This is a genomic window from Mesorhizobium australicum WSM2073 (assembly GCF_000230995.2).
GTDB classification, from domain to species: domain Bacteria; phylum Pseudomonadota; class Alphaproteobacteria; order Rhizobiales; family Rhizobiaceae; genus Mesorhizobium; species Mesorhizobium australicum.
The window spans coordinates 4,023,109-4,049,678 of record NC_019973.1; the positions used below are offsets into that span (position 1 = coordinate 4,023,109).

The 26,570-nt window shown below is 61.9% G+C and carries 29 protein-coding genes; 24 read left to right on the forward strand and 5 right to left on the reverse strand.

The window, feature by feature from the left end; translation table 11 throughout:
- Nucleotides 1-44: 44 nt before the first annotated feature.
- Nucleotides 45-470, forward strand: coding sequence for an OsmC family protein (locus MESAU_RS19235; RefSeq protein WP_015317711.1), 426 nt, complete (start codon nt 45-47; stop codon nt 468-470).
- Between the two features lie 5 nt (nt 471-475).
- Here MESAU_RS19235 and MESAU_RS19240 read toward each other — a convergent pair whose 3' ends face one another.
- The 3 genes from MESAU_RS19240 to MESAU_RS19250 all read right to left on the reverse strand — a co-directional run bounded on the left by MESAU_RS19240 (nt 476) and on the right by MESAU_RS19250 (nt 2,145).
- Nucleotides 476-1,105: a MarC family protein gene (locus tag MESAU_RS19240; protein WP_015317712.1), complete on the reverse strand. Its 630-nt coding sequence runs from the start codon at nt 1,103-1,105 to the stop codon at nt 476-478.
- Nucleotides 1,106-1,186: 81 nt separating this feature from the next.
- Entirely contained in the window at nt 1,187-1,579 is a 393-nt protein-coding gene (locus MESAU_RS19245; RefSeq protein ID WP_015317713.1) for a VOC family protein, read from the reverse strand.
- A 32-nt stretch (nt 1,580-1,611) separates the two neighbouring features.
- Nucleotides 1,612-2,145 carry a hypothetical protein gene (locus MESAU_RS19250; protein ID WP_015317714.1) on the reverse strand — a complete coding sequence of 178 codons (534 nt, stop codon included), beginning with the start codon at nt 2,143-2,145 and terminating at the stop codon, nt 1,612-1,614.
- Nucleotides 2,146-2,230: 85 nt separating this feature from the next.
- Between MESAU_RS19250 and MESAU_RS19255 the strand changes: the two genes are divergently transcribed.
- Entirely contained in the window at nt 2,231-3,061 is an 831-nt protein-coding gene (locus tag MESAU_RS19255; RefSeq protein ID WP_015317715.1) for a helix-turn-helix transcriptional regulator, read from the forward strand.
- A 235-nt stretch (nt 3,062-3,296) separates the two neighbouring features.
- Nucleotides 3,297-6,095, forward strand: a complete 2,799-nt coding sequence (gene gyrA, locus MESAU_RS19260) for a DNA gyrase subunit A (protein ID WP_015317716.1) — start codon at nt 3,297-3,299, stop codon at nt 6,093-6,095.
- A gap of 64 nt (nt 6,096-6,159) precedes the next feature.
- Here gyrA and MESAU_RS30345 read toward each other — a convergent pair whose 3' ends face one another.
- Nucleotides 6,160-6,312: a hypothetical protein gene (locus MESAU_RS30345; protein ID WP_015317717.1), complete on the reverse strand. Its 153-nt coding sequence runs from the start codon at nt 6,310-6,312 to the stop codon at nt 6,160-6,162.
- 183 nt (nt 6,313-6,495) lie between these two features.
- Between MESAU_RS30345 and coaD the strand changes: the two genes are divergently transcribed.
- The 7 genes from coaD (at nt 6,496) to tgt (ending at nt 11,075) form a co-directional block, all read left to right on the forward strand.
- Nucleotides 6,496-6,996 (forward strand): pantetheine-phosphate adenylyltransferase, encoded by a 501-nt coding sequence (coaD, locus tag MESAU_RS19265; RefSeq protein WP_015317718.1) that lies wholly within the window; start codon nt 6,496-6,498, stop codon nt 6,994-6,996.
- Nucleotides 6,997-7,104: 108 nt separating this feature from the next.
- Nucleotides 7,105-7,599 (forward strand): peptidylprolyl isomerase, encoded by a 495-nt coding sequence (locus MESAU_RS19270; protein WP_425339446.1) that lies wholly within the window; start codon nt 7,105-7,107, stop codon nt 7,597-7,599.
- A gap of 27 nt (nt 7,600-7,626) precedes the next feature.
- Complete coding sequence (locus tag MESAU_RS19275) at nt 7,627-8,139, forward strand: peptidylprolyl isomerase (protein ID WP_015317720.1); 513 nt, start codon at nt 7,627-7,629, stop codon at nt 8,137-8,139.
- Nucleotides 8,140-8,151: 12 nt separating this feature from the next.
- A complete protein-coding gene (locus tag MESAU_RS19280; RefSeq protein WP_015317721.1) occupies nt 8,152-8,601 on the forward strand; it encodes a DMT family transporter in 450 nt (149 codons plus the stop codon).
- A gap of 6 nt (nt 8,602-8,607) precedes the next feature.
- Nucleotides 8,608-9,693 carry a tRNA preQ1(34) S-adenosylmethionine ribosyltransferase-isomerase QueA gene (gene queA / locus MESAU_RS19285; RefSeq protein ID WP_015317722.1) on the forward strand — a complete coding sequence of 362 codons (1,086 nt, stop codon included), beginning with the start codon at nt 8,608-8,610 and terminating at the stop codon, nt 9,691-9,693.
- A complete protein-coding gene (locus tag MESAU_RS19290; RefSeq protein WP_015317723.1) occupies nt 9,683-9,952 on the forward strand; it encodes a hypothetical protein in 270 nt (89 codons plus the stop codon). The genes queA and MESAU_RS19290 overlap by 11 nt, the downstream gene beginning before the upstream one ends.
- Nucleotides 9,945-11,075 (forward strand): tRNA guanosine(34) transglycosylase Tgt, encoded by a 1,131-nt coding sequence (gene tgt / locus MESAU_RS19295; protein WP_015317724.1) that lies wholly within the window; start codon nt 9,945-9,947, stop codon nt 11,073-11,075. The genes MESAU_RS19290 and tgt overlap by 8 nt, the downstream gene beginning before the upstream one ends.
- Nucleotides 11,076-11,081: 6 nt before the next feature.
- Here the strand turns inward: tgt and MESAU_RS19300 are convergent, their stop codons facing one another.
- A complete protein-coding gene (locus MESAU_RS19300) occupies nt 11,082-11,501 on the reverse strand; it encodes a DUF4864 domain-containing protein (protein WP_015317725.1) in 420 nt (139 codons plus the stop codon).
- 319 nt (nt 11,502-11,820) lie between these two features.
- Here MESAU_RS19300 and MESAU_RS19305 point away from each other — a divergent pair, with 319 nt between their 5' ends.
- From MESAU_RS19305 to MESAU_RS19370, 14 genes are all read left to right on the forward strand, one after another.
- On the forward strand, nt 11,821-12,057 hold the full coding sequence (locus tag MESAU_RS19305; RefSeq protein WP_010909609.1) for an Lrp/AsnC family transcriptional regulator: 237 nt from the start codon (nt 11,821-11,823) through the stop codon (nt 12,055-12,057).
- Nucleotides 12,058-12,228: 171 nt separating this feature from the next.
- On the forward strand, nt 12,229-13,641 hold the full coding sequence (locus MESAU_RS19310) for a circularly permuted type 2 ATP-grasp protein (RefSeq protein WP_041163444.1): 1,413 nt from the start codon (nt 12,229-12,231) through the stop codon (nt 13,639-13,641).
- 141 nt (nt 13,642-13,782) lie between these two features.
- Nucleotides 13,783-14,724: an alpha-E domain-containing protein gene (locus MESAU_RS19315; RefSeq protein ID WP_015317727.1), complete on the forward strand. Its 942-nt coding sequence runs from the start codon at nt 13,783-13,785 to the stop codon at nt 14,722-14,724.
- A 64-nt stretch (nt 14,725-14,788) separates the two neighbouring features.
- Nucleotides 14,789-15,580: a transglutaminase family protein gene (locus tag MESAU_RS19320; RefSeq protein WP_015317728.1), complete on the forward strand. Its 792-nt coding sequence runs from the start codon at nt 14,789-14,791 to the stop codon at nt 15,578-15,580.
- Nucleotides 15,581-15,611: 31 nt separating this feature from the next.
- Nucleotides 15,612-16,343, forward strand: a complete 732-nt coding sequence (locus MESAU_RS19325; protein WP_015317729.1) for a proteasome-type protease — start codon at nt 15,612-15,614, stop codon at nt 16,341-16,343.
- A gap of 115 nt (nt 16,344-16,458) precedes the next feature.
- Nucleotides 16,459-17,871: a pyridoxal phosphate-dependent decarboxylase family protein gene (locus tag MESAU_RS19330; protein ID WP_015317730.1), complete on the forward strand. Its 1,413-nt coding sequence runs from the start codon at nt 16,459-16,461 to the stop codon at nt 17,869-17,871.
- Between the two features lie 127 nt (nt 17,872-17,998).
- A complete protein-coding gene (locus MESAU_RS19335) occupies nt 17,999-18,766 on the forward strand; it encodes a DeoR/GlpR family DNA-binding transcription regulator (protein ID WP_015317731.1) in 768 nt (255 codons plus the stop codon).
- Between the two features lie 126 nt (nt 18,767-18,892).
- Nucleotides 18,893-20,419, forward strand: coding sequence for a glycerol-3-phosphate dehydrogenase (glpD, locus tag MESAU_RS19340; protein WP_015317732.1), 1,527 nt, complete (start codon nt 18,893-18,895; stop codon nt 20,417-20,419).
- A gap of 43 nt (nt 20,420-20,462) precedes the next feature.
- Complete coding sequence (locus tag MESAU_RS19345; RefSeq protein ID WP_015317733.1) at nt 20,463-21,542, forward strand: ABC transporter ATP-binding protein; 1,080 nt, start codon at nt 20,463-20,465, stop codon at nt 21,540-21,542.
- 10 nt (nt 21,543-21,552) lie between these two features.
- On the forward strand, nt 21,553-22,620 hold the full coding sequence (locus MESAU_RS19350; RefSeq protein ID WP_015317734.1) for an ABC transporter ATP-binding protein: 1,068 nt from the start codon (nt 21,553-21,555) through the stop codon (nt 22,618-22,620).
- Nucleotides 22,621-23,487 carry a carbohydrate ABC transporter permease gene (locus MESAU_RS19355; RefSeq protein WP_015317735.1) on the forward strand — a complete coding sequence of 289 codons (867 nt, stop codon included), beginning with the start codon at nt 22,621-22,623 and terminating at the stop codon, nt 23,485-23,487.
- Nucleotides 23,488-23,524: 37 nt separating this feature from the next.
- Nucleotides 23,525-24,406 carry a carbohydrate ABC transporter permease gene (locus MESAU_RS19360; RefSeq protein WP_411908819.1) on the forward strand — a complete coding sequence of 294 codons (882 nt, stop codon included), beginning with the start codon at nt 23,525-23,527 and terminating at the stop codon, nt 24,404-24,406.
- Between the two features lie 2 nt (nt 24,407-24,408).
- Nucleotides 24,409-24,696: a DUF2160 domain-containing protein gene (locus tag MESAU_RS19365; protein WP_015317737.1), complete on the forward strand. Its 288-nt coding sequence runs from the start codon at nt 24,409-24,411 to the stop codon at nt 24,694-24,696.
- Nucleotides 24,697-24,775: 79 nt separating this feature from the next.
- The gene (locus MESAU_RS19370) at nt 24,776-26,503 is read left to right on the forward strand and encodes an ABC transporter substrate-binding protein (protein ID WP_015317738.1); all 1,728 of its coding nucleotides are present in this window, start codon (nt 24,776-24,778) and stop codon (nt 26,501-26,503) included.
- Nucleotides 26,504-26,570: the final 67 nt, after the last annotated feature.

Sequence of the window (26,570 nt, forward strand, 5' to 3'; positions counted from 1 at the left end):
TTTGAGCTGACGTTGGCGCGATCAGAGACGTAAGAGGACTGGCGATGAAGGCACGGGTAAAATGGGTCGAGGAGCGCACCTTCGTCGGCGAGTCCGGCAGCGGCCACAAGGTCGTGCTGGGCACGGCGTCAGGCCCGGAAGGCAAGACGCCGGGACCGAGCCCGATGGAGCTGGTGCTGATCGGCACCGGCGGCTGCTCGGCCTATGATGTCGTCCATATCCTCGAAAAGGGGCGCGAGGCCGTCGAGGATTGCGTGGTCGAGCTCGATTCCGACCGCTCCGAAACCGATCCCAAAGTGTTTACCCGCATCCATATGCATTTCATCGTCAAGGGCCGGGCGCTGTCCAGCGACAAGGTCAAGCGGGCAATCGACCTTTCAATCGAAAAATACTGCTCGGCCTCCGCCATGATGGCCAAGACCGCGACGATTACCCACGACTTTGAAGTCATCGATACGACCGCAAAATAAGCGGCCTACGAGGCCATCAGCGCCTTGATGCCATCTGCCACGAACTGCACGGCCAGTGCCGCCAGGATAACCCCGAGCAGGCGGGTCAGGATCGAGCGGCCGGTCTGGCCGAGGATGCGGTCGATGCGTTCCGACAGCACGAACACCAGATAGGTTATGACGAGGCAGACAAGGATGATGCCGACCAGGGCCGCCTGCGCCGCAAAACCCTGAAACGAGCCGGAGAGCAGCACCGTCGCTGAAATCGCGCCGGGGCCGGCGATCAGCGGGATCGCCAGGGGGAAGGCGGCGATGTTGTGGATCATGTCCTTGGTGATGGCGACGTCGCCGATCTTTTCCTTGCGGTCCTGTCGGCGCTCGAACACCATTTCGAAGGCGATGAAGAACAGCAGGAATCCGCCGGCGACACGGAACGCCGGCAAGGTGATGCCGAACACCGACAGGATCGATGCGCCGGCCACCGCAAACAGCGCCATCACCAGAAAACCGATGACCGAGGCGCGCACGGAAACCTGGCTGCGCTCCTCGCGGTTCATGCCGCGCGTCACGGCGAGGAACAGAGGCGCCAGCCCAGGCGGATCGATGGTCACGAGAATGGTGACGAAGGCATTGAACAGGCTGTCGAAACTCGGCATCGCTGACCCTCCCGCCGGGCCAAGCCCGTACCCACATTGGTAGAGCAAAGCCCGGTCGGTGGGAACAGTCAGAACCGCAGGTTAGGCGGCAGCGCCGCAATAGGCCTCCAGGCGATAGCCGTCCGGATCGACGACGAAGGCCGCGTAATAGTTCTCGCCATAGTCGGCGCGCAGGCCCGGTCCGCCATTGTCGCTGCCGCCTTCGCGCAACGCCCCGGCATGAAAGGCACCGACGCTATCCCGTGTCGGCGCGGCGAAGCAGAAATGCAGGCCGGATCTTTCGTCCGCCGGCACCGGGCGCGCCGCCTCGTTGACCCACAGCGCGACAGCCTGGGGCGCGACAGCCTGGACACCATAGCCGAGCGAACCCGGCGATTGGCTGACGCAAGTGAAGCCGAGCGGCCTCAGCGCGGCATCGTAGAAACGTTTGGAGGCAGCGACGTCGCGAACGCCGATCGAGATATGATCGAACATGGTTTTCTCCATTGTCACAAAGGGTTGTGGTGTCATCTTTCAGATTGACGACGCGCCAGGAACTCGACTTCGAGGTGCCAGTCGGCGCCGTCATGCGAGCGCTCGCCGAGCCATCGGAAGGAATTCTCGGTGATGCGCGAAAAGCTCCAGCGTACCGAGGAACCAGTGCCGTCGGCGCCGACCTGCACGATCGTGTCGCCTTCGGCGCGGCCGAGCTGGCGGCTGAAATACTGGTTGCGCGGGTCGCTCCAGAAGATGTGCCAGGCATCGACTCCAGGGTCATAGACCCGCAGCGTCGTGCCGTAAAAGGTCCATTTGCCAAGCGATGGCGAGGGGCCGGCGTCACGCGCGGGCAGGATCCAGACGTCCTGGATGGCGCGGCCTTCCAGCGCCCAGCCGAAGTGCACCTCGCCGCGTCCGGTCAGCACCGTGCCGTCCTCGAGATGGCGCGCGGCGTCAAACGTCCACGCACCGACGAAGCGGCCGTAAAGGCTCAGTTTTTCGGCAAGCCCTTGGATCGGTCCGGGACTGTGCAAGGCTTCGGCAAATGTGGATTGGCCGGGCATGGCTGCGATCTCTTCTTGTCAGGAGACCGCGAGCAATAGGTGCCGGCGGGGTTTTGGGCTTGGGAAAAATTGCTATATTTCAGCCATGACGGCGACCGCGAACACCCTTGCATCCGGACCTGGCTGGCACGTAGCGGATGTGATCTGCACGGCCAGCGCCGGCGACCGACCGTTCGAGGAAGTCCATCGGGATTTTTGCGTCGCGGCGGTCACCAGTGGCACCTTCCGCTATCGCGCACAGCAAGGCACCGCAATGCTCGCGCCAGGCAGCCTCCTGCTTGGCAATTCCGGCACATGCTACGAATGCGGGCACGAGCATGGCAGCGGCGACCGTTGCCTCTCCTTCCATTTCGGGCCGGCCTATATGGACCGGATCGTCGCCGACGTACCGGGCGCTGGGAAGCTCACCTTCGAGACGCCCCGCCTGCCGCCGTTACCCGCCATCGCACCGCTGCTGGCCGAGGCGGAAGCCGCGCGCGACATGGCCGACGCAGGCGCCTTCGAGGAACTTGCCCTACGCATCGCCGGTGCCGCCGTGGCGACAATCTCAGGCGCAAGGCACGCCAGTCGCGATCCAAGCCGCCGCGACCAGAAAAGGGTTGCCGAGGCGGTGAGGCGGATCGAACTGGATGCCGACGGACCGGTCTCGCTTCCAGCGTTGGCGGATGAGACCGCGACCAGTCCCTATCATTTCCTGCGCACCTTCCGGCAGGTTGCCGGCATGACGCCCTATCAGTACCTGCTCAGGACCCGATTGCATCGCGCGGCGGTGCGATTGCGCACGTCCAACGATGCCATCTCGGCAATTGCTTTCGAAGCCGGCTTCAACGATCTGTCGACTTTCAACCGCCGGTTTCGGCGCGTCATGGGCGAAACGCCTGGCCGGTATCGGTCCGGGCGCGTTGGCAGCCGCTGAAAAGTTGCCAGGAGCTCCAATTGATCGCGCTCGGGGCGTTCGTCTGGGGAAAACGGTCCATTGCCGGCTTTTGCCTTGCTGGCGGCGAAAGGGTCGTGGCCATATCGTCGCAATCAGTGGTATCCACTTGAAATTACCGCTAAAATTGACACTGGAAAAGTGCCCCGGACATTGGAGTTTCGGCCTCGCTTCCTATATAAGCAGCGAGTGATTCCTGATTAGATTGTGATCCGATTTGACCGACCAGAAGACACCGCGCGGCACAGACGGCGGCCCTAGCGGCATCGAGCCGATATCCATCATCGAGGAGATGCAGCGCTCCTATCTCGATTACGCCATGAGCGTGATCGTCAGTCGTGCGCTGCCCGATGTGCGCGACGGCCTGAAGCCGGTGCACCGTCGCATCCTCTATGCCGCCCATGAGAGCGGCTATCACTGGAACCGCAAATATGTGAAATCGGCGCGCCCCGTCGCCGACGTGATGGGTAAATACCATCCGCATGGCGACGCCTCGATCTATGACGCCCTGGTGCGCATGGCGCAGGACTGGTCGTTGCGCGTGCCGCTGATCGACGGGCAGGGCAATTTCGGTTCGATCGACGGCGATCCGCCGGCGGCGATGCGCTACACCGAATCGCGCCTGACCAAGGTCGCGCACGAGCTGTTGGAGGACATCGACAAGGATACCGTCGATTTCCAGGACACTTATGATGCTTCGGACACCGAACCTAAGGTTCTGCCGGCGCGCTTTCCCAATCTGCTGGTCAACGGTTCGGGCGGCATTGCCGTCGGCATGGCCACCAACATCCCGCCGCACAATCTCGGTGAAGTCTGCAACGCCGCTATTGCCGTCATCGACAATCCGGCGATCGACCTGCCGGCGCTGATGGAGATCATTCCGGGCCCCGATTTCCCGACCGGCGGCATCGTGCTTGGCCGTTCCGGCATCTACAGCGCCTATTCCACCGGCCGCGGCTCCATCGTCATGCGCGGCAAGGTCAACATAGAGCAGCGCGGCAATGACCGCGAATCGATCATCATCACCGAGGTTCCCTACCAGGTGAACAAGGCCTCGATGATCGAGAAGATGGCCGAACTGGTGCGCGACAAGCGCGTCGAGGGCATTTCCGATATCCGCGACGAAAGCGACCGCCAGGGTTATCGCGTCGTCATCGAGCTCAAGCGTGACGCCGTTGCCGACGTCGTCCTCAACCAGCTCTACCGGTTCACGCCGCTGCAGACCTCTTTCGGCGCCAATATGGTGGCTCTGAACGGCGGCAAGCCGGAACTGCTGAACCTGACCGACATGCTGAAGGCGTTCGTCACCTTCCGCGAGGAGGTGATCAGCCGGCGGACGAAGTTCCTGCTGCGCAAGGCGCGGGACCGCGCCCATGTGCTGGTTGGCCTGGCCATCGCCGTCGCCAACATCGACGAGGTCATCAAGCTGATCCGTACCGCGGCGGACCCGCAGACGGCGCGCGAGCAGTTGATGGAGCGGCGCTGGCCCTCGGGCGATGTTGAATCGCTGATCCTCCTGATCGACGATCCGCGCCATCGTATCAACGAGGACGGCACCTACAATCTGTCCGAGGAACAGGCGCGCGCTATCCTCGAACTGCGCCTGCAGCGCCTGACCGCGCTTGGCCGCGACGAAATCGCCGATGAGTTGAATACGATCGGCGACGAGATCAAGGACTACCTCGACATTCTGTCGTCGCGCGCGCGCATCCAGCAGATCGTCAAGGACGAGCTCGCCGCCGTGCGCGACGAATTCGGCACGCCACGCCGCACCGAGCTCACCGATGGCGGCGCGGACATGGAAGATGAGGATCTGATCCAGCGCGAGGACATGGTCGTGACGGTGAGCCATTCCGGCTACATCAAGCGCGTGCCGCTGTCGCTCTATCGGGCGCAGCGCCGCGGCGGCAAGGGCCGCTCCGGCATGTCGACCAAGGAAGAGGATTTCGTCACCCGGCTGTTCGTGGCCAACACCCACACGCCGGTGCTGTTCTTCTCCTCGCGCGGCATCGTCTACAAGGAAAAGGTCTGGCGGCTGCCGATCGGCAACCCGCAGTCACGCGGCAAGGCGCTGATCAACATGCTGCCGCTGGAGCAGGGCGAGCGCATCACCACCATCATGCCGCTGCCCGAGGACGAGACGAGCTGGGGCGATCTCGACGTGATGTTCGCCACGACGCGCGGCACCGTGCGCCGCAACAAATTGTCCGACTTCGTCCAGGTCAATCGCAACGGCAAGATCGCCATGAAGCTGGAGGAGGAGGGCGACGAAATTCTCGGCGTCGAGACCTGCACCGACAATGACGACGTGCTTCTGACGGCGAATTCGGGCCAGTGCATTCGCTTCTCCGTCGGCGACGTGCGCGTCTTCCAGAGCCGCAATTCCGTCGGCGTTCGCGGCATAACCATGGCTGAAACCGACCGCATCATCTCCATGTCGGTGATCGAGCATGTCAATGCTTCACCGGCGGAACGCGCCGCTTACCTCAAGCGGGCGGCGTCGGAGCGGCGGCTTGCCGCCGAGACAGCCGGAGAGGAAGAAGAGATCGCGCTCACCAATGAGGAGATCGGCGAGGAGACCGAGCTTCCAGACGACCGCTACGAATTCCTCAAGGCGCATGAGCAGTACGTGCTGACGGTGACCGAATATGGATACGGCAAGCGCTCGTCGTCCTACGACTTCCGCCTGACCGGCCGCGGCGGCAAGGGGATCCGTGCCACCGACGTGTCCAAGGCAGCCGAAATCGGCCAGCTGGTGGCAACCTTCCCGGTCGGCAATGACGATCAGATCATGCTGGTGTCGGATGGCGGCACCGTCATCCGGGTACCCGTTAACGGCATCCGTTTCGCTAGCCGCGCCACCAAGGGCGTGACCATCTTCAACACGGCTGAAGGTGAAAAGGTGGTTTCGGTCGAGCGGATTTCGGAGCCGCAATCGGACGAGGAAGTGGAAGAGGCCGTCGAGGGTGGCGCGGGGCCGGATTCGAATGACAGCGGTCCGGACAACGCCGAATAGTTCCTGGTACGTTTGACATAGCAACGCCGGCCTGTCGGCCGGCGCGGCAGCGTTGCGGACTGTCTTAGTAGTGGCGATACGGCTTGCGCAGGCCAAAGCCTTCGAAGCGCTTGGTGGTGGCCTTGACGCGGATGCGCTGTGCTTCCTGATGCAGCCCGAATACTGTGGCGATCAGCATGGCGACGGTCATTGCGGTGGCGAGCATGTAGATCAGCATGTGCGTGTTCTCCTGCGCCTTACAACGGATATATGGGACTTTGGTTTCATCTTATTAAGGGTGCAGCCTAGTGAAGGCTTCGTGATCAGCGTGTTCATCTGTCGTTCATGCGCCGGAAAAGGTTCATGGGCCGCCTGCCAATCGGATTTGCCTTTGTGATAGAGGCTCGCTAGAAGCTCCGCCATGACCGAACGCATCGCCCTTTATGCCGGCTCCTTCGACCCGCTGACCAACGGCCATCTCGATGTGCTGAAAGCGTCGCTGGCGGTTGCCGACATTGTTTATGCCGCGATCGGCATTCATCCGGGCAAGAAGCCGCTGTTTTCGTTCGAGGATCGGGTGCAGTTGATCGAAGCCGCCGCGAAGGCCGAATTCGGCCGCGATGGCGCCCGCATCAAGGTGGTTGCCTTCGATGGGCTGGTGATCGATGCGGCCAGGAGAGAAGGCGCCTCGATCATGATCCGCGGTCTGCGCGACGGCACCGACCTCGACTACGAAATGCAGATGGCCGGCATGAACGAAACCATGGCGCCTGAATTGCAGACGGTTTTCCTGCCCGCCAGCCCGTCGGTGCGCACCATTACCGCCACACTTGTGCGCCAGATAGCCTCGATGGGCGGCGACATCCGCCCCTTCGTGCCGGCGGCCGTGGCCGGCGCGCTCACCGCAAAATTCGCGAAATAAGCTCGGAGAACCCTCATGCAGCTCAAAAGGCTCGCCTCATTCCTTGTTGTGCTCGCCGGTCTCGTGACCGCATCGGTCTCGGCCTATGCCGCAGATCCGGAAAACACGATGATCATCACGCTGAAAGATGGCGACGTGACCATCGCGCTGCGCCCCGATCTGGCGCCCAAGCATGTCGCGCAGATCAAGAAGCTGGTGCGTGACCATGCCTACGACAATGTCGCATTCCACCGTGTCATCGACGGCTTCATGGCGCAGACTGGCGACGTCAAGTTCGGCAACATGAATAAGGGTTTCAATGCCCAGGCCGTCGGCACCGGCGGCTCCGACCTGCCCGACCTGCCTGCCGAGTTCTCGCAGGCCGAGCATTACAAGCGCGGCGTGGTCGGCATGGCCCGTTCGCAGGATCCGAACTCCGCCAATTCGCAGTTCTTCATCATGTTCGCACCGGCGCCGCCGCTCGATGGCCAGTATACGATTGTCGGCAATGTCGTCAGCGGCATGGACCTGGTGGACAAGATCAAGAAGGGCGACGAGGCGGACAATGGCACGGTCACCGATCCCGACCGGATGATCAAAGTGCGCGTCGCCGCCGACAAATAGTTCCAATTTTACAAAAGGATATCTGACATGGCTGAGATCAAGGACCGTGAGAACGCGCTCATCATGGAAACGACCAAGGGCAAGGTCGTCATCGAACTGTTTCCCGATTTGGCTCCTGGCCATGTCGCCCGCATCAAGGAATTGGCGCGTGAAGGCGCCTATGACGGCGTCGTCTTCCACCGCGTCATCGAAGGCTTCATGGCGCAGACCGGCGACGTGAAATTCGGCAATTCCAGCAAGCCCAGCTTCGCGCCGTCTCGCGCCGGCATGGGCGGCTCGGAAAAGCCTGACCTGAAGGCCGAGTTCTCCAACGCGAACCACGGCCGCGGCACCTGCTCGATGGCTCGTTCGCAGAACCCGAACTCGGCCAATTCGCAGTTCTTCATCTGCTTCGACGACGCCGCGTTCCTCAACCGCCAGTACACGGTCTGGGGCCAGGTCATCGAGGGCATGGACAATGTCGACAAGATCAAGCGCGGCGAGCCGGTGCAGGATCCCGACAAGATCGTGTCCCTAAAGGTCGCGGCCGACGTCAAGTAAGGACAAACGACAATGATGGGCGTCGTCTGGTCGCTTCTCGGCATCCTGTCCGGCGCCTTCATTGCCATCCAGGCGCCGATCAATTCGCAGCTTGCGCGCGGCTTGGGTCTCCCGGTCGCGGCGGCAGCGTTTTCGTTCCTGTCGGGCGCGATCGTGCTTGGCATCATCTCCGTCACGGTGGTGAAGCTGCAAGGCATCTCGCTCGACTGGAAGGCGCCCGCGCCCTGGTTGTTTGTCGCCGGCGGCATGCTTGGCGGCTTCTATGTCACGCTTTCGACGATCCTGACGCCGCGCATCGGCGCGGCCGCCCTGATGGCGTTCCTGGTGGCCGGCCAGCTGCTCGCGGGTATGCTCATCGACCGCGTCGGCTTCCTTGGGGTCGCCGTGCGTGAAATCTCGCTCGGCCGCGTCGCCGGCGCGGTGCTTCTGCTGGCCGGAGCGCTGCTCGTTCGGCTGTTTTGAGTCCCGATGCGCGTCGACCTCTTTGACTTCGACCTGCCGGAGGAGCGCATCGCGCTTCGCCCGGCAGAACCGCGCGACAGCGCCAAAATGCTGGTGGTCAAGCCAGGCAAGGGGCTGGAGGACAGGACGGTTGGCGACCTGCCATCCTTGCTCCGCGCCGGCGACGTGCTGGTTTTCAACGACACCAAGGTCATTCCGGCGCAGTTGAAAGGCATCAGGCGGCGCGGCGAAGCACAGTCGCAAGTCGAGGCCACGCTGCACATGCGCATGGCGCCGGACCGCTGGCTGGCCTTCATGCGGCCGGGCAAGCGCATTGCCGCCGGCGACCGCATCCATTTCGGCCATGACGGCAATTCCTGTTTCCTCGGCCAGCTCGACGCCACCGTGATCGAAAAAGGCGAGGGCGGCGAAGCGCTGCTCGGCTTTGATCTATCCGGTCCTTTCCTCGACGAAGCGCTGCACGCGGTCGGCCACATTCCACTACCGCCCTACATCGCCTCGAAGCGCGATGACGACGAGCGCGATCGTGCCGACTACCAGACCATCTATGCCCGGGAAGAAGGCGCGGTAGCGGCGCCCACCGCGGGCCTGCACTTCACGCCGGCGCTTTTCGCGGCGCTGGACGCCAAAGGGGTCGAACGCCGCTTCGTCACCTTGCATGTGGGCGCCGGTACGTTCCTGCCGGTCAAGGCGGACGATACCGCGGACCATAAGATGCATGCCGAGATCGGCTCGGTCAGCCAGGCGACCGCCGATGCGCTCAATGCGGCGAAGGCGAGGGGCGGGCGCGTCATTGCCGTCGGTACGACCTCGCTGCGCCTGCTCGAGAGTGCGGCGCGTGAAGACGGCACGCTGGCGCCGTGGTCCGGACCGACCGACATCTTCATCACGCCCGGCTACCGCTTTCGCACGGCCGACATGCTGATGACCAACTTCCATCTGCCGCGCTCGACGCTGTTCATGCTGGTCTCGGCTTTCAGTGGCCTCGACACGATGCGTGCCGCCTATGCGCATGCCATCGAGAGCGGTTACAGGTTCTATTCCTATGGAGACGCCAGTCTTTTGTTCAGGGAGGAGAACGATGGACGATGATCTGCAGACCTTCGACCGCGACAAGCTGATCGCGGAAGTGAAAAGGCTGCGCGCCGGCATTCGCGCGCACCGCGATACATCAGGTCATGACCTCTGCTGGCATCACCCCGATCTGTGGGACCTGCTGCCGGAAAAGACCGAGCCGTCAATCGCGGTGCCGCCCTGGCCAAAATTCATGCGCGGCTGCATCCAGTACCGTCAGTCGCTCGACGAGCAGGCGCCGGATGCGCCGGTATTCGACAAGGAATTCAATGGCTGAGAATTTCACCTTCAGGGTGTTGGCGACCGATGGCAAGGCGCGGCGCGGCCTGATCGAGATGCCGCGCGGCGAAATCCGCACGCCGGCCTTCATGCCGGTCGGCACCGGTGGCACGGTCAAAGCCATGTACATGGACCAGGTGCGCGGCGTTGGTGCCGACATCATCCTGGGCAACACCTATCACCTGATGTTGCGGCCCGGGGCCGAGCGCGTGGCGCGGCTCGGCGGTCTGCACGAATTCGCCCGCTGGCCGCACCCGATCCTGACCGACAGCGGCGGTTTTCAGGTGATGTCGCTGTCGAAGCTGAGGAAGCTGACGGAAAAGGGCGTCACCTTCCGCTCTCACATCGATGGCGCGGCTTATGAGATGTCGCCGGAACGCTCGATCGAAATTCAAGGTCTGCTCGATTCCGATATCCAGATGCAACTCGACGAATGCACCGCGCTGCCGGCCGAGGTCAAGGAGATCGAGCGCGCCATGGAACTGTCGCTGCGCTGGGCGGAGCGCTGCAAGACGGCGTTCGGCGACCAGCCGGGCAAAGCGATGTTCGGCATCGTGCAGGGTGGTGACAACGCGGCGCTCAGGGTTCGCTCGGCACAGGCGCTGAGCGCGATGGAGCTCAAGGGCTATGCTGTCGGCGGCTTGGCCGTCGGCGAGCCGCAGGCGGTGATGCTCGACATGCTCGACATCACCTGTCCCGAACTGCCAGACGACAAGCCACGCTATCTGATGGGCGTGGGAACCCCGGACGATATCCTCAAATCGGTTGCGCGCGGCATCGACATGTTCGATTGCGTAATGCCGACGCGGGCCGGCCGGCACGGCCTGGCCTATACCAGGCGCGGCAAGGTCAACCTGCGCAACGCCCGCCATGCCGACGATCCGCGCCCGCTCGATGAAGAGAGCGACTGCCCGGCAGCCAGGGATTATTCGCGTGCCTATCTGCACCATCTGGTGCGCTCGCAGGAGGCGCTCGGCGCGATGCTGCTGACCTGGAACAACCTGTCCTACTACCAGAAGCTGATGCAGGACATCCGCGCCGCGATCGAAACCGGCACCTTCAAGACGCGTGGGGCCGAGATTTCCGAGGGCTGGACGAGGGGCGATATCCCGGCGCCGTAAGCCCGTTCAGGTGCTGAGCGAGTTCGACGCCCGCAGGCTGCAGCCGGTGATCTGGAATGTGCCGTCAGGCTGCTGCTGCAGCGTGTAGACCGCCTCATAATCCTTGCCGTCCGGGCCGACGATCAGTACCTGCTGGACGATAGAACCGGGACCAGTCTGCTCGACCTTGCCGAAAGCGTAGGACTGGGGTTTGCGCACAGGCGGGTAGCCATTGGTCACCATATTCATGAAGGCATCGACGGTCGGGAATATCTGCTTCACGTTTGGGGCGGCAAAGCTGTACGCCTTGGCGCCGTCATCGGCGATGAGGGCCTTCAACTGACTGTCGATGACGGCCTGACCAGCCTTGATCTCGGCATCTCCGGCAGACGCCTGGAAAGCCAGCATGAGCGAAACGAACGCGAATGCGAAAAAGCCGCGGCGCATGGCTTGTCTCCACCGTCCTCGAACCGCCTCCAGAAGTTCCAGGAGACATCCTAACATACGTGCCAGGGCGCCTCACGGTTTCAGCGGCCGCCAATATTCGTCGCGCCTCGGTGCAGAAGCCATGCACGAACGATATTGCAGGGCATGCCCGCGCTGGTGATCGGCGGCAGGCTCTGCAAGCACGGCATGCCGGTTGCGGGGCCGCGCGAGGCGGTGGCCGGGACCTCGCGCCGGCTAAGCGCGCATTCCAGTGCTTGAAAGGCTGCCTCCAGTCTGCCAGAAGGGCCGCTTGGACCTGGAAGTTTAGCGGGACGAAGCCATGAAGGCGTTTTTCGTGCAGATCAAATGCGAGCTGGGCAAATCCTATGAGGTTGCCAGCGCGCTTGCCGACGCCGAGATCGCCTCGGAAATCTACTCCACCGCCGGCAACTACGATCTGCTCGCCAAATTCTATGTCGACGACGAAGAAGACGTCGGCCATTTCGTCAACGAGAAGGTGCAGATTCTTCCCGGCATCAAGGACACGTTCACCGTCGTCACCTTCCGCGCCTTCTAACAGTGCGAGGCAGTTGCCCGGGCACGAGGCAAAGGCTGATCAAGCTTGTATTTGGGCTGCCTTAATTTTGGGCAGCCGCAACATACTGATCGTCCGCTTCCCCCAAATCACCGATTGCGCTTGATTTTCTCCCACGACGCCAGTGAAATGGCTTCACAGGGGAGGATGCGATTGGCAGCGTTCGATGAAATGCTTCCGGAAGTCTCCGGATTGAGAAGACCGTATTCGGCTTACGATCGCTGGCTGAAGGAGCAGGATCCAGCCAGGCTTACCGAGAAGATGCAGGACGCCGAACGCGTCTTTCGCAAGACGGGCATTACCTTCGCCGTCTATGGCGAACAGGAAGCCTCCGAACGGCTGATCCCGTTCGACATCGTCCCTCGCATCATTTCAGGCAATGAGTGGCGGCGCCTGACGCAAGGCATCGAGCAGCGCGTCCAGGCGCTGAACGCCTTCCTCGACGACATCTACCATCGCCAAGAAATCCTGCGCGCCGGCCGCGTCCCAAGGGATCTCATCGCCAGGAACGAGGCCTTCCTGCCGGAGATGATCGGCGTGCGGCCGCCGGCCGGCGTCTATACCCACATTATCGGCGTCGACATCGTTCGCATCAGCGAGGACGAGTTCTACGTTCTGGAAGACAATGCGCGCACGCCGTCCGGTGTCTCCTACATGCTGGAGAACCGCGAAACGATGATGCAGCTGTTCCCCGAGCTGTTCCAGAAGATCAAGGTGCGGCCAGTGGAGAACTACCCGCAGCTGCTGCGCCAGTCGCTGGCGGCCGTGCGGCCACAGAACACCAACGGTGCCCCGACCATCGCGGTGCTGACGCCGGGCAGTTTCAATTCCGCCTATTTCGAACACGCTTTCCTTGCCGACCAGATGGGTGTGCAGCTTGTGGAGGGCCAGGATCTGCGCGTCGTCGACGGCCATGTCGCGATGCGCACCACCGAAGGCTACAAGCAGATCGACGTGCTTTACCGCCGCGTCGATGATTCCTTCCTCGATCCGCTGACCTTCAGGCCGGATTCAGCGCTTGGCATACCCGGCATCATGGATGTCTATCGCGCCGGCAATATCACCATCGCCAATGCGCCTGGCACGGGTATCGCCGACGACAAGGCGATCTATTCCTATATGCCCGAGATTGTCGAATTCTACACCGGCCGCAAGGCGATCCTCGGCAACATCCCGACCTGGCGCTGTTCGGAACCGGACAGCCTGAAATATGTGCTCGAGCACATCCACGAACTGGTCATCAAGGAAGTGCATGGTTCCGGCGGCTACGGCATGCTGGTCGGACCGGCGGCGACCAAGAAGGAATGTCAGGATTTCGCCAAGAAGCTGCAGGCCAAACCGTCTAATTACATCGCCCAGCCGACGCTCGCGCTCTCGACCTGTCCGATCCTGACTGAAAAGGGGCTGGCGCCGCGCCATGTCGATCTCAGGCCCTACGTACTGGTCTCGGATCGCATCCAGATCGTGCCCGGCGGGCTGACGCGGGTCGCGCTGAAGGAAGGCTCACTGGTGGTGAACTCCTCCCAGGGCGGCGGGACGAAAGATACCTGGGTGCTGGATGATTGAGCTGAACCGGTAGGGATTAGTGAGTAGTGAGTAGTGAGTAGTCAGCTACAGAGGGAAAGCGCATGCCACATCTCATATGGATTTAACTATTTACTACTGACTATTCACTAATCCCTACTCACTAGCCCGAAGGGCCTTCCCATGCTTCTCGGCCGCACCGCCAACGGGCTCTACTGGATGAACCGCTATATTGAGCGGGCGGAAAACATGGCGCGGCTGGTCGACGCCGGGCTGCGCATGGCGCTCACCCGCACCCAGAGCGCGTCGGAGGAGTGGAATTCGGTGCTGCTCAGCGCCGGCTCCGACATCACCTTCAAGCAGAAATACCCGGACTATACCGCGGCCAATGTCTCCGATTTTCTCTTGCGCGACACGTCGAACCCATCGAGCACGATGTCGTCGATCGAGACCGCCCGCAACAATGCGCGCATGGTGCGCACCGCGCTGACGCGCGAGACGTGGGAGAGCATCAACGAAGCCTGGATGGCGCTGAAACGGATGCTGGCGAGGCCGATAGACGAGCGCGACCTGCCCAACGTGCTCGACGCGATCAAGCGCGAGACAGCGCTGATCCGCGGCTCGTTTTACGGCACCATGCTGCGCAACGAGATCTTCGATTTCTCGCAGCTCGGCACCTATGTCGAGCGCGCCGACAACACCGCGCGCATCCTCGACGTGAAATACTACGTGCTGTTGCCGTCGATCTCCTGGGTCGGCTCGACGCTCGACAACTATCAGTGGGAATCGATCCTGCGCTCGGTGTCGGCGCATCGCTCGTATCGCTGGGTTTATGATGCCGACTATAAGCCGACCAACATCGCCGACTACCTGATCCTCAACGTCCGCATGCCGCGATCGCTGACCTTCTGCTATCGCTTCCTGGCAGAGCATCTGAAGTTCCTGGGCGACGACTATGGCGAGCGCCATGCCTGCCATGCGACGGCGCAAAACACGCAGACAATGCTGCAAGCAGGATCGATCAAGGACATATTCGATGCCGGGCTGCACGAGTTCCTGGCCGGGTTCATTCGCGACAACACAAGGCTCGGCGACGAGATCGCGCAGGACTACAGGTTTTATTGAGCATGATGCCGGGAAGTGGATATCGGTTTTCGCTAGAGATCATGCACGCGAACGGAAGATGGCCATGCGGCTGAAAATCACGCACCGGACCGAATACCGCTACGACGCACCGGTGCAGTATTTGCTCCAGAGGCTGCGGCTGCTTCCCGTGAGCGGGCCGACTCAGACCGTGCTGTCCTGGGCGCTGAAGGTCGAGGGTGCGCGCGAGGAAGTGCGATTTACCGACCATTACGGCAACGACAACAGGCTGTTGAGCGTCGAGGGTGACCACGACTTCATTACAGTCGAAGCGTTGGGCGAGGTGGTGACGCGCGATACATCGGGTGTTTGCGGGCCTCATCAAGGCTTCGCGCCACTCTGGTTGTTCGCGCAGGAGACCGCTTTGACCACCATAGGCGGCGGCATCCGTGATCTTACCGAGGCGGTCGGCAAGGGCACCGACCTTGACAGGCTGCACCGGCTGATGGCCGCCATTGGTGAGCGCGTCGCCTACACGCCGGGGACAACCAATGCGACGACCTCGGCCGAGGAAGCTTTGGTACTGAAAACCGGAGTCTGCCAGGACCATAGCCACATCTTTGCCGCCGCAGCGCGCGCCATGGGATTTCCGGCCCGCTATGTCAGCGGCTATCTGATGATGGATGCGGTGGAGCAGGCTGCAAGCCACGCCTGGGCCGAAGCGCATGTCGCGGGGCTCGGCTGGGTTGCCTTCGACCCCGCGAACGGTATTTCTCCCGACGAACGCTATGTGAAGGTGGCAACCGGCCGCGACTACCGTGACGCTTCGCCTGTGTCGGGAATTCGACTGGGACAGGCGGAAGAACTGCTTGCGGTCACCGTCACGGTAGAGCAGTAATCCCCCAGGGATTACCGCCTTAAGAGATTCCATGACCTATTGCGTCGGCCTCAAGATCGATCGCGGGCTCGTGTTCATGTCGGACACGCGTACCAACGCCGGTATGGATTCGATCTCGACCTTCAAGAAGATGCATGTCTGGGAACAGCCGGGCGAGCGCGTCATCGTGCTGATGTCGGCCGGCAACCTGGCGACGACACAGGCCGTGGTCAGCCTGCTCGACGAGCGCACCAAGGCGGTGACCGACCGCCATGAGAAGCTGCTCGAGACGCCATCCATGTACCAGACGGTGCGGCTGCTCGGCGACACGGTGAAGGAAGTGATCGCGCAATCGTCGCCCGCCGGCGAGAAGGCCGATTCCTATTTCAATGCTTCCTTCATCCTGGGCGGGCAGATCAAGGGCAGCCCGCCACGCCTGTTCATGATCTACCCCGAAGGCAATTTCATCGAGTCGACCGATGACACGCCGTTCTTCCAGATCGGAGAGACCAAGTACGGCAAGCCGATCATCATTCGCGCCTACGAAAAGACGATGAGCCTGGCCGAGACGGTGAAACTGCTTCTGGTGTCGTTCGATTCGACGCTGAAGTCGAACCTGTCGGTCGGCCTGCCGCTCGACCTGCTTTTCCTGGAGCAGGACGCCTTTCAGGTCGGCCTCAAAAAGCGGATCGGCCAGGACGACCAGTATTACCGCACGATCTCCGATGGATGGTCGAATGCTCTGAAGACGGCCTTCGCCAGCCTGCCGGATTTTCCTGGCTAGTCCGCATATCTCGCAGTCCGCCGGCGGCTTCAAATATTTCACATGGTGACTAATATCCGATCTTGAGGAGCCGGCGGCTACCACCGGCAGCCAATGATCGTGTCGGGAGGACAAGATGAACAATGATGATTTCCGGCAATGGTCGCAACGCGCCGCCGATTGGGGCGCCGACTATCGCAACAATTTGCGTGAGCGGCCGGTGCGGCCGCTGATCGAGCCGGGCGACATTTTCAGGAGCATCGAGGCGTCGCCGCCCGAAGACGCGGAGTCGATGGACAGGATTTTCGCCGATTTCCAAGAGAAGATCGTGCCGGGGATGACGCATTGGCAGCACCCGCGCTTCTTCGCCTATTTCCCGGCCAACGCGGCGCCGGTCTCGGTGGTGGCTGAATATCTGGTGTCGGCGATGGCCGCGCAATGCATGCTCTGGCAGACCTCGCCGGCGGCGACCGAGCTTGAAATGCGGACCATCGACTGGATGCGCCAGGCGCTCGGCCTGCCGGAAGGATTCTCCGGCGTTATCCAGGATTCGGCCTCGTCGGCGACACTCAACGCGGTGTTGACGATGCGCGAGCGGGCGCTGGACTGGCAAGGCAACAAAAAAGGATTGGCCGGGCAGGGCCGATTGCGCGTCTATTCCTCCGACCAGGTGCACACTTCGATCGATCGGGCGATCTGGGTGTCAGGCATAGGCGAGGACAATCTCGTGCGCATTCCGGTCGCCGGCCGTTTTCGCGCCATGGATGCGGCCGCACTCGACGCGGCAATCGTCGCCGACCGCGTGGCCGGCATGTTGCCCGCCGGCATCATCGCCAGCGTCGGCGGCACCAGCACCGGGGGGACGGACGATATTGCAGCAGTTGCGGCGGTCGCCGGTCGGCATGGGCTCTATCTGCATGTCGATGCCGCCTGGGCCGGGTCGGCGATGATCTGCCCGGAGTACCGGCATTTCTGGGCCGGCGCCGAACTGGCGGATTCCATCGTCTTCAATCCCCATAAATGGCTAGGCGCGCAATTCGACTGCTCGATGCAGTTCATTCGCCAGCCCGAGGACCTCGTTCGTACGCTGGCCATCAAGCCCGAATTCCTCAAGACACATGGCCGCGACGGCATCATCAACTATTCCGAATGGTCGGTGCCGCTCGGTCGGCGCTTCCGGGCGCTGAAGCTTTGGTTTCTGCTGCGCGCGCATGGACTGGAAAACCTGCGAACCATGATCCGCAACCATGTCGCCTGGAGCGAGGGCCTTGCCGCTCGGCTGGCAGGGGAGGTGGATTTCGAGATCGTCACCGAGCCGATGCTGTCGCTGTTTTCGTTCCGGCACAAGGCTGCCTCGGGCGCCGATGCCGACGAGCACAATCTGCGGCTCGTCAATGCGATCAACGACGATGGCCGCATCTACCTGACGCAAACGAAGGTCGATGGAAAGGTGGCGATCCGCTTCCAGGTCGGCCAGTTCGACGCGACGGCGGGAGACGTCGATGCCGCTTTCACCGCCATTACCGAAATTGCGCGTGCCACGGCCTGAAAAGGCTGGATGAAGGTGGCACCGAGGTTCACCCGTACAATCATCAGATTTCGTTAGCCGGCTTGCACCTTTTCATCGGTTTCGTTTTCTATTATAAGCAAGAAAAACGAAAACGGGAGCTTGCCTTATGTATCTGTCGCCGCGCCATGCCGAGATCATCCAGATGGCCAAGGACAACGGCCGCGTGCTGGTCGATGACCTGGCCACGCATTTCAACGTGACGCCGCAGACCATACGCAAGGACCTCAACGATTTGTGCGACCAGCGGCTGCTTTCGCGTGTCCATGGCGGCGCCTTGTTCCCGTCCGGTATCGAGAACATGGAGTATGAAGCCAGGCGCAAGATCGCGGCCGACGAGAAGGAAGCGATAGGCCGCGCGGCGGCCAGGCTGATCCCCGACAACGCCTCGCTGTTCATCAACATCGGCACCACGACAGAGGCGGTCAGCAAGGCGCTACTCGATCACGACGGCCTGATGGTCATCACCAATAACATCAATGTTGCCAATAGGATGCGCATCTATCCCTCGATCGAGGTGGTGATTGCGGGCGGCGTGGTGCGCGGCTCCGACGGGGGTGTTGTCGGCGAGGCGGCGGTCGATTTCATCAGGCAGTTCAAGGTCGACTACGCTGTCATCGGCGCCTCGGCTATCGATCATGATGGCGCGCTGCTCGATTTTGATTTCCGCGAGGTGAAGGTGGCGCAAGCGATCATCGCCAACGCCAGGCACGTCATCCTGGTTTCCGACCAGACCAAGTTCGAACGCACGGCGCCTGTGCGTATCGGCCATCTGTCGCAGGTCAACACCTTCATCACCGATCGCTGCGACATCCCGTCCGTGCGCAAGATCTGCCAGGAGGCCGAGGTTCAGCTCATCGAGACGTCGCTTGGCTGACGCAATTCACGGTCTTCTCACAGGCGTGTGATATTTCGTTTGACATTCGTTATGAGTTCGAAATAATTCCGCCACGGTTTCGCAAAAGAGCAAAAATGGTGCAATGCGAAATCGTGGAGGAGCTAGGTGGACACATCTTCAGTCCGGGACATTTTCGTCATAGGTGGCGGCATCAACGGCTGCGGCATCGCCCGTGATGCCGTGGGACGCGGGTTCTCGGTCTTTCTCGCCGAAATGAACGATCTCGCCAGCGGAACCTCGTCCGGTTCGACCAAGCTGATCCATGGCGGGCTGCGCTATCTCGAATTCTATGAATTCCGCCTGGTGCGCGAGGCGCTGATGGAGCGCGAGGTTCTGTGGAAGAACGCTCCGCACATCATCTGGCCGATGCGCTTCGTGCTGCCCTATGCCAAGGGCCTGCGCCCGGCCTGGCTGATCCGGCTCGGCCTTTTCCTTTACGACCACATCGGCGGGCGCAAGTTGCTGCCGGCGACCAGAACGCTCGACATGGCAAGCGACCCGGCGGGCAAGCCTTTGAAGCCGCTGTTCAAAAAGGCTTTCGAATATTCGGATGGCTGGGTCAACGACGCGCGGCTGGTGGCGCTGAATGCACGTGACGCCGCTGACCGGGGCGCAACGATCCGGACTCGCACCAAAGTGGTTGGAGCGCGCCGCGAGGGCGGAATCTGGGCGATAAAGATCGAGGACCTGCAGACCGGCGAGACCGACGAGGTCAAGGCACGGTTGCTGGTCAATGCGGCGGGTCCTTGGGTCGACCACGTGCTGTCCGGCGTCGTCGGCCTCAACGACGTGCACAATGTCCGCCTCGTGCAGGGCAGCCACATCGTCATCGCCAAGAAGTTCGACGACCCGCGCGCCTATTTCTTCCAGAACAGGGATGGTCGCATCATCTTCGCCATCCCCTACGAGGACGAGTTCACGCTGATCGGCACCACCGACCAGGATTATCCCGGCGACCCACATGATGTGAAGATCAGCGACACCGAGATCGACTATCTCTGTGCCGCAGCGAGCGAGTATTTCGCGGTGCCCGTCAAGCGTTCCGACATCGTCTGGACCTATTCGGCCGTGCGTCCGCTCTACGATGACGGCGCCTCCAAGGCGCAGGAAGCGACACGTGACTATGTGCTGAAGGCGGATGGCGGCGACGGCGCCGCGCCGCTGGTCAACGCGTTTGGCGGCAAGATCACCACCTACCGCCGGCTGTCGGAATCGATGCTGGAGAAGATCGAAGGTTTTCTCGGCAAGCGCGGCAAGCCGTGGACATCAGATGCGCCGCTGCCGGGCGGCGATTTTCCGGCCACGGGTTTCGATGCGCAGGTGGCGAAGCTGAAAAGCGCCTATCCTTTCCTCGACCAGCGCTTGGCGCGCCGGCTGACGAGGCTCTATGGAACGCGTGTACAGGTGCTGCTCGGCTTGGCCAAGTCGATCGCCGATCTCGGCCGCAATTTCGGTGGCGATCTCCACGAAGCCGAGGTGCGCTATCTCGTCGAAAACGAATGGGCTGTCACGGCGGAAGACGTGCTGTGGCGGCGGACCAAGCGCGGCCTGCATCTTAACCGCGAGCAGGTCGCGGCACTCGATGAATTCATGCGCGGCATAAGCCGGCAGCACGTCGCGGCCGCCGAATGAAGAGGGGTTTTGAGCTGATGCGGAAAGCCTGGGAGGAGGCGTCATGCTGGAACTGAGGAACGTCACCAAGACGGTCGGTGCGGTCGAGCACATCCGCGACGTGTCGCTGACGCTTCAGCACGGCTCGCTCAACGTTTTGCTCGGGCCCACGCTTTCAGGCAAGACCAGCCTGATGCGGCTGATGGCCGGCCTCGATGTGCCGACCTCCGGCTCGGTCTGGTTCGACGGCCGGAATGTCACTGGCACGCCTGTGCAGAAGCGCAAGATCGCCATGGTCTACCAGCAGTTCATCAATTATCCGGCGATGACCGTCTATGACAATATCGCCTCACCCCTCAAGGTGGCCGGCGTCGAGCAGGGCAAGATCGACAGCCAGGTGCGCGAAGCGGCGGCACTCCTCAAACTGACCCCCTATCTCGACCGCACGCCGCTCAGTCTGTCGGGCGGGCAGCAGCAGCGCACCGCGCTGGCGCGCGCCATCGTCAAGAATGCCAGCCTTGTGCTGCTCGACGAACCGCTTGCAAATCTCGACTACAAATTGCGCGAGGAATTGCGAGCCGAACTGCCGAGGATATTCGCGGCCGCCGGTACCATCTTCGTCTATGCCACCACCGAGCCACATGAGGCCCTGCTGCTCGGCGGCAATACGGCAACGCTGTCGGAAGGCCGCATCACCCAGTTTGGGCCGACCATCGACGTGTTCCGCAAACCGGTCGACCTGGTGACGGCGAAGACCTTCGCCGATCCGCCGCTCAACAACATCGTGCTGGCCAAGAAGGGGGCGGATTTTCTGCTGGAGGGCGGCGTCAAGCTGCCGGTGCCCGCTGATCTCGTCGGCATCGCCGATGCGAACTATACGGTCGGCTTCCAGCCGCACCATCTTTCGCTCGACCGGCCCAATGCCTCCGCGGTGCCGGTGCGGGCGAAAGTCACCATCACGGAAATCACCGGGTCCGAAAGCTTCATCCATCTCGACTTTGCCGATGTGCGCTGGGTGATGTTGACCCATGGCATCAGGGATTTCGAGACAGACGCGGTGGTCGAAGTGTTCATCGATCCACGTCACATCATGGTCTTCGACGAGCACGGCCGGGCCGTGACCGCGCCGAAGCTGGCGGCTTGAGGAGGACGATATGGCGCGCATCGACGTCAACCATGTCAGGCATTCCTATCTACCGAACCCGCGCAAGGATGCCGATTTCGCGCTGCGCGAAGTGCATCACACTTTCGAGGATGGTGGTGCCTATGCGCTGCTCGGACCGTCCGGCTGCGGCAAGACCACGCTGCTCAACATCATATCGGGGCTGCTGCATCCCTCGCATGGCCAGTTGCTGTTCAACGGCAGGGACGTGACCAATCTGTCGACGCAGGAGCGCAATATCGCGCAGGTGTTCCAATTCCCGGTCATCTACGACACCATGACGGTCTATGACAATCTGGCGTTCCCGCTACGCAATCGCGGCGTACCGGAGGCAGATGTCGACCGCAAGGTGCGCGAGACGCTGGAGATGATCGACCTGGCGTCCTGGGCGAAGAAGAAGGCGAGGGGCCTGACCGCTGACCAGAAGCAGAAGATCTCGCTCGGCCGCGGCCTGGTGCGCTCGGACGTCAACGCCATCCTGTTCGACGAGCCGCTGACCGTCATCGACCCGCATATGAAGTGGGTGCTGCGCTCGCAATTGAAACAGCTTCATCGCCGCTTCGGCTACACGATGGTGTATGTCACCCACGACCAGACCGAGGCGCTGACCTTCGCCGACCAGGTCGTCGTCATGTATGATGGCGGCATCGTGCAGATCGGCACGCCGGCCGAACTGTTCGAGCGGCCGCGCCATACCTTTGTCGGTTATTTCATCGGTTCGCCGGGCATGAACGTCATGCCTGTGGCGATCGACGGCAAGACGGCGACGCTCGGCTCGCAGCGTATCGAACTGCCGGGCGCGCCCAAAGCCGCCGGCGGCGCCGTCGAACTCGGCATTCGCCCCGAATATGTGCGGCTCGGCCGGGACGGCATGGCCGTCTCGATCACCAAGGTCGAGGATGTCGGCCGCCACAAGGTGGTTCGCGCCAAGCTGGAAGGCAGGGACATCGCTGCCGTCATCGGTGAGGACGAGACCGTGCCAGCCGAACCGAAGGTGCGGTTCGATCCGGCCGGCATCAACATCTATGCCGATTCCTGGCGTGTCGAGATGGGGGCATAGATGGACAAGACCTGGAACAACAAGGCCTGGTTCCTCGTGCTCCCGGTGCTGGTGCTGGTGGCCTTCACCGCCGTCATACCGCTGATGACGGTGGTCAACTATTCGGTGCAGGACACGTTCGGAAACAATGTCTTCACCTGGGCCGGCACCGAATGGTTCGAGGAACTGCTTTCATCCAGCCGCTTCTGGGAAGCGATGGTTCGCAACCTGATCTTTTCCTTTATCATCTTGGCGATCGAGGTGCCGCTCGGCATCTTCATCGCGCTCAACATGCCTAAGAAGGGCTGGGGCGTGCCGGTCTGCCTGGTGCTGATGTCGCTGCCACTGCTGATCCCGTGGAATGTCGTCGGCACCATCTGGCAGGTGTTCGGACGCAACGACATCGGGCTGTTGGGCTATTACCTCAACGCGCTCGGCATCGACTACAATTACGTGCAGGATCCGTTCGATGCCTGGGTGACGATCATCGTCATGGATGTCTGGCACTGGACAAGCCTTGTCGTGCTGCTCTGCTACGCCGGGCTGGTCTCTATCCCCGATGCCTTCTACCAGGCGGCAAAGATCGACGGGGCCTCGCGCTGGGCGGTATTCCGCTACATCCAGCTGCCGAAGATGCAGCGCGTGCTTTTGATCGCCGTGCTGCTGCGCTTCATGGACAGTTTCATGATCTACACCGAACCGTTCGTGGTCACCGGCGGCGGGCCGGGCAACTCGACGACCTTCCTGTCGATCGACCTCGTCAAGACGGCACTCGGCCAGTTCGACCTTGGCCCGGCGGCCGCCATGTCGCTGGTCTACTTCCTCATCATCCTGTTGTTGTCATGGGTGTTCTACACCGTGATGACCAATTACGACGCGGAGCGCTGAAATGGCTGGCGCCAATGAACGAACCGAGCGCAATGCGATGAACGGGACCGCCTCGGAAAGTCTCGCCGGTACACTGTCGCAGAGCGATCTCGACAGGCGCATGCGCCGGCGCGGCGAGGAATCGCGCTGGTGGTGGATCGTGCCGACGCTCTACATCATCGTACTTCTGCTGCCGATTTACTGGCTCATCAATATGAGCTTCAAGACCAATGCCGAGATCGTCAACTCGATGACGCTCTACCCGCACACGCCGACGATCGCCAACTACGTCACCATCTTCACGCAGAGGGCTTGGTATTCCGGCTACATCAACTCGATCACCTATGTCGTCATGAACATGGTGATTTCGGTGTCGGTGGCGCTGCCTGCGGCTTACGCTTTCTCGCGCTATCGTTTCCTCGGCGATAAGCATCTGTTCTTCTGGCTGCTGACCAACCGCATGGCGCCGCCGGCCGTGTTCGCACTGCCGTTCTTCCAGCTCTATTCGGCCTTCGGCCTCATCGACACGCACATTGCGGTGGCGCTGGCGCACTGCCTGTTCAACGTGCCGCTGGCGGTGTGGATCCTCGAAGGCTTCATGTCGGGCGTGCCGAAGGAGATCGATGAAACCGCCTATATCGACGGCTATTCGTTCCCGCGTTTCTTTGTCAGGATATTCATGCCGCTGATCGCCAGCGGCATCGGCGTCGCCTGCTTCTTCTGCTTCATGTTCTCATGGGTGGAACTGTTGATCGCGCGCACGCTGACCACCACCGACGCCAAGCCGATCGCCGCCACCATGACGCGCACCGTATCGGCCGCCGGCATGGACTGGGGCCTCCTTGCCGCAGCTGGCGTGCTGACGCTGATCCCTGGCGCGCTCGTCATCTGGTTTGTCCGCAACTATATCGCCAAGGGCTTCGCCCTGGGGAGGGTATGATCATGAATCTCGACCTCTCCTGGATGGCGTGGACGTGGCCGACGGCCGCTTTCTTCGCCACCATTCTTCTGTTGCTGTGCGGCATGGCCGCTTGGGAATACGCCTCGCCAGGCGGCAATCCGCGCGTCGGCATGCTGCGCTTCGAGACGACACGCGGCGATCGCCTGTTTCTGTCGCTGCTTGGCAGTGCCTTTATTCATCTCGCTTGGCTGGGTCTCGTCGGATCCAACCTTTGGTGGGCTCTCGCTCTCTCCGTGGTCTACGCCGTCGGCGTGTTCCGCTACGTATAGAGGGGGAAACTGTTGGAGCGGCCGCGTGCCGGCGACTGCTCCAGATCGCACTTGAAACTTAAAACTGTGGAGGAAACTAATGCGACGGCAATTTTTAACGTCAACGACCGCCCTTGTCCTGTTGCTGGGGGCAGGCAATGCCTATGCCGGAATGGACGAAGCCAAGTCCTTCCTGGACAAGGAAATCGGCCCCCTGTCGACGCTTTCGCGCGCCGATCAGGAAGCCGAAATGCAATGGTTCATCGACGCCGCCAAGCCGTTCGCCGGCATGGACATCAAGGTCGTCTCTGAAACCATCGCCACCCACCAGTATGAATCGCAGGTGCTGGCGCCGGCCTTTACCGCCATCACCGGCATCAAGATCACACATGACGTTATCCAGGAAGGCGACGTCGTTGAGAAGATCCAGACGCAGATGCAGACCGGCCAGAACCTCTATGACGGCTGGGTCAACGATTCCGACCTGATCGGCACCCACTGGCGCTACCAGCAGGTGCGCAATCTGACCGACTGGATGGCGGGTGAGGGCAAGGACGTCACCAATCCGAACCTGGACCTGAAGGACTTCATCGGCACCTCGTTCACGACGGCTCCCGACAAGAAGCTCTACCAACTGCCCGATCAGCAGTTCGCCAACCTCTACTGGTTCCGTTACGACTGGTTCAACGACGAGAAGAACAAAGCCGACTTCAAGGCGAAATACGGCTACGACCTCGGCGTTCCGGTCAATTGGTCGGCGTATGAGGACATCGCCGAATTCTTCACCGGTCGCGAGATAGACGGCAAGAAGGTCTATGGCCACATGGACTACGGCAAGAAGGACCCGTCGCTGGGCTGGCGGTTCACCGACGCCTGGCTGTCGATGGCCGGCAATGGCGACAAGGGCCTGCCGAATGGCTTGCCGGTCGACGAGTGGGGCATCAAGGTCGACGAGAATTCACGCCCTGTCGGCTCCTGCACCGCCCGCGGCGGCGATACCAATGGTCCTGCGGCGGTCTATTCGATCCAGAAGTATCTCGACTGGTTGAAAGCCTACGCGCCTGCCGAAGCGCAAGGCATGACCTTCTCCGAATCCGGCCCGGTGCCGGCGCAAGGGGCGGTTGCCCAGCAGATCTTCTGGTACACCGCCTTCACCGCTTCGATGGTCGACGCCGGCGCCAAGGCGGTGCTGAACGACGATGGCACGCCGAAGTGGCGCATGGCGCCGTCGCCGCACGGCGTCTACTGGAAGGACGGCATGAAGCTCGGCTACCAGGACGTGGGTTCCTGGACGCTGATGAAGTCGACGCCGACCGATCGTGCCAAGGCCGCCTGGCTTTACGCGCAATTCGTCACCTCGAAGACCGTGGACGTGAAGAAGAGCCATGTCGGCCTGACCTTCATCCGCGAGAGTACTATCCACGACAAGAGCTTCACCGAACGTGCGCCGAAGCTCGGCGGCCTGATCGAGTTCTACCGCTCACCCGCCCGTGTGCAGTGGTCCCCGACCGGCACCAACGTGCCTGACTATCCGAAGCTGGCTCAGCTCTGGTGGCAGGCAATCGGCGATGCGTCGTCCGGAGCCAAGACGGCGCAGGAAGCGATGGACTCGCTCTGCGGCGAGCAGGAGAAGGTCATGAGCCGCATCGAGAAATCGGGTGTCCAGGGCGATATCGGTCCGAAGATGGCCGAAGAGCATGATCTCGCCTACTGGAACGCCGACGCGGTCAAGAAGGGCAATCTCGCGCCTCAGCTCAAGATCGAGAACGAGAAGGAAAAGCCGGTCACCATCAACTACGACGAACTGGTCAAGAGCTGGCAAAAGTAAGACGATCTATGCGGGCGTTCGCGCCCGTGTGAAATTGAGGGAGGCGGCGCGTTGCCGTCTCCCTTCT

Bases quoted from the DNA above. Each gene is read 5' to 3' on its own strand.
- MESAU_RS19235 (WP_015317711.1), top strand. From the start codon at position 45: ATGAAGGCACGGGTAAAATGGGTCGAGGAGCGCACCTTCGTCGGCGAG.
- MESAU_RS19240 (WP_015317712.1), bottom strand. From the start codon at position 1,105: ATGCCGAGTTTCGACAGCCTGTTCAATGCCTTCGTCACCATTCTCGTG.
- MESAU_RS19245 (WP_015317713.1), bottom strand. From the start codon at position 1,579: ATGTTCGATCATATCTCGATCGGCGTTCGCGACGTCGCTGCCTCCAAA.
- MESAU_RS19250 (WP_015317714.1), bottom strand. From the start codon at position 2,145: ATGCCCGGCCAATCCACATTTGCCGAAGCCTTGCACAGTCCCGGACCG.
- MESAU_RS19255 (WP_015317715.1), top strand. From the start codon at position 2,231: ATGACGGCGACCGCGAACACCCTTGCATCCGGACCTGGCTGGCACGTA.
- MESAU_RS30345 (WP_015317717.1), bottom strand. From the start codon at position 6,312: ATGCTGATCTACATGCTCGCCACCGCAATGACCGTCGCCATGCTGATC.
- coaD (WP_015317718.1), top strand. From the start codon at position 6,496: ATGACCGAACGCATCGCCCTTTATGCCGGCTCCTTCGACCCGCTGACC.
- MESAU_RS19270 (WP_425339446.1), top strand. From the start codon at position 7,105: ATGATCATCACGCTGAAAGATGGCGACGTGACCATCGCGCTGCGCCCC.
- MESAU_RS19275 (WP_015317720.1), top strand. From the start codon at position 7,627: ATGGCTGAGATCAAGGACCGTGAGAACGCGCTCATCATGGAAACGACC.
- MESAU_RS19280 (WP_015317721.1), top strand. From the start codon at position 8,152: ATGATGGGCGTCGTCTGGTCGCTTCTCGGCATCCTGTCCGGCGCCTTC.
- queA (WP_015317722.1), top strand. From the start codon at position 8,608: ATGCGCGTCGACCTCTTTGACTTCGACCTGCCGGAGGAGCGCATCGCG.
- MESAU_RS19290 (WP_015317723.1), top strand. From the start codon at position 9,683: ATGGACGATGATCTGCAGACCTTCGACCGCGACAAGCTGATCGCGGAA.
- tgt (WP_015317724.1), top strand. From the start codon at position 9,945: ATGGCTGAGAATTTCACCTTCAGGGTGTTGGCGACCGATGGCAAGGCG.
- MESAU_RS19300 (WP_015317725.1), bottom strand. From the start codon at position 11,501: ATGCGCCGCGGCTTTTTCGCATTCGCGTTCGTTTCGCTCATGCTGGCT.
- MESAU_RS19305 (WP_010909609.1), top strand. From the start codon at position 11,821: ATGAAGGCGTTTTTCGTGCAGATCAAATGCGAGCTGGGCAAATCCTAT.
- MESAU_RS19315 (WP_015317727.1), top strand. From the start codon at position 13,783: ATGCTTCTCGGCCGCACCGCCAACGGGCTCTACTGGATGAACCGCTAT.
- MESAU_RS19320 (WP_015317728.1), top strand. From the start codon at position 14,789: ATGCGGCTGAAAATCACGCACCGGACCGAATACCGCTACGACGCACCG.
- MESAU_RS19325 (WP_015317729.1), top strand. From the start codon at position 15,612: ATGACCTATTGCGTCGGCCTCAAGATCGATCGCGGGCTCGTGTTCATG.
- MESAU_RS19330 (WP_015317730.1), top strand. From the start codon at position 16,459: ATGAACAATGATGATTTCCGGCAATGGTCGCAACGCGCCGCCGATTGG.
- MESAU_RS19335 (WP_015317731.1), top strand. From the start codon at position 17,999: ATGTATCTGTCGCCGCGCCATGCCGAGATCATCCAGATGGCCAAGGAC.
- MESAU_RS19345 (WP_015317733.1), top strand. From the start codon at position 20,463: ATGCTGGAACTGAGGAACGTCACCAAGACGGTCGGTGCGGTCGAGCAC.
- MESAU_RS19350 (WP_015317734.1), top strand. From the start codon at position 21,553: ATGGCGCGCATCGACGTCAACCATGTCAGGCATTCCTATCTACCGAAC.
- MESAU_RS19355 (WP_015317735.1), top strand. From the start codon at position 22,621: ATGGACAAGACCTGGAACAACAAGGCCTGGTTCCTCGTGCTCCCGGTG.
- MESAU_RS19360 (WP_411908819.1), top strand. From the start codon at position 23,525: ATGAACGGGACCGCCTCGGAAAGTCTCGCCGGTACACTGTCGCAGAGC.
- MESAU_RS19365 (WP_015317737.1), top strand. From the start codon at position 24,409: ATGAATCTCGACCTCTCCTGGATGGCGTGGACGTGGCCGACGGCCGCT.
- MESAU_RS19370 (WP_015317738.1), top strand. From the start codon at position 24,776: ATGCGACGGCAATTTTTAACGTCAACGACCGCCCTTGTCCTGTTGCTG.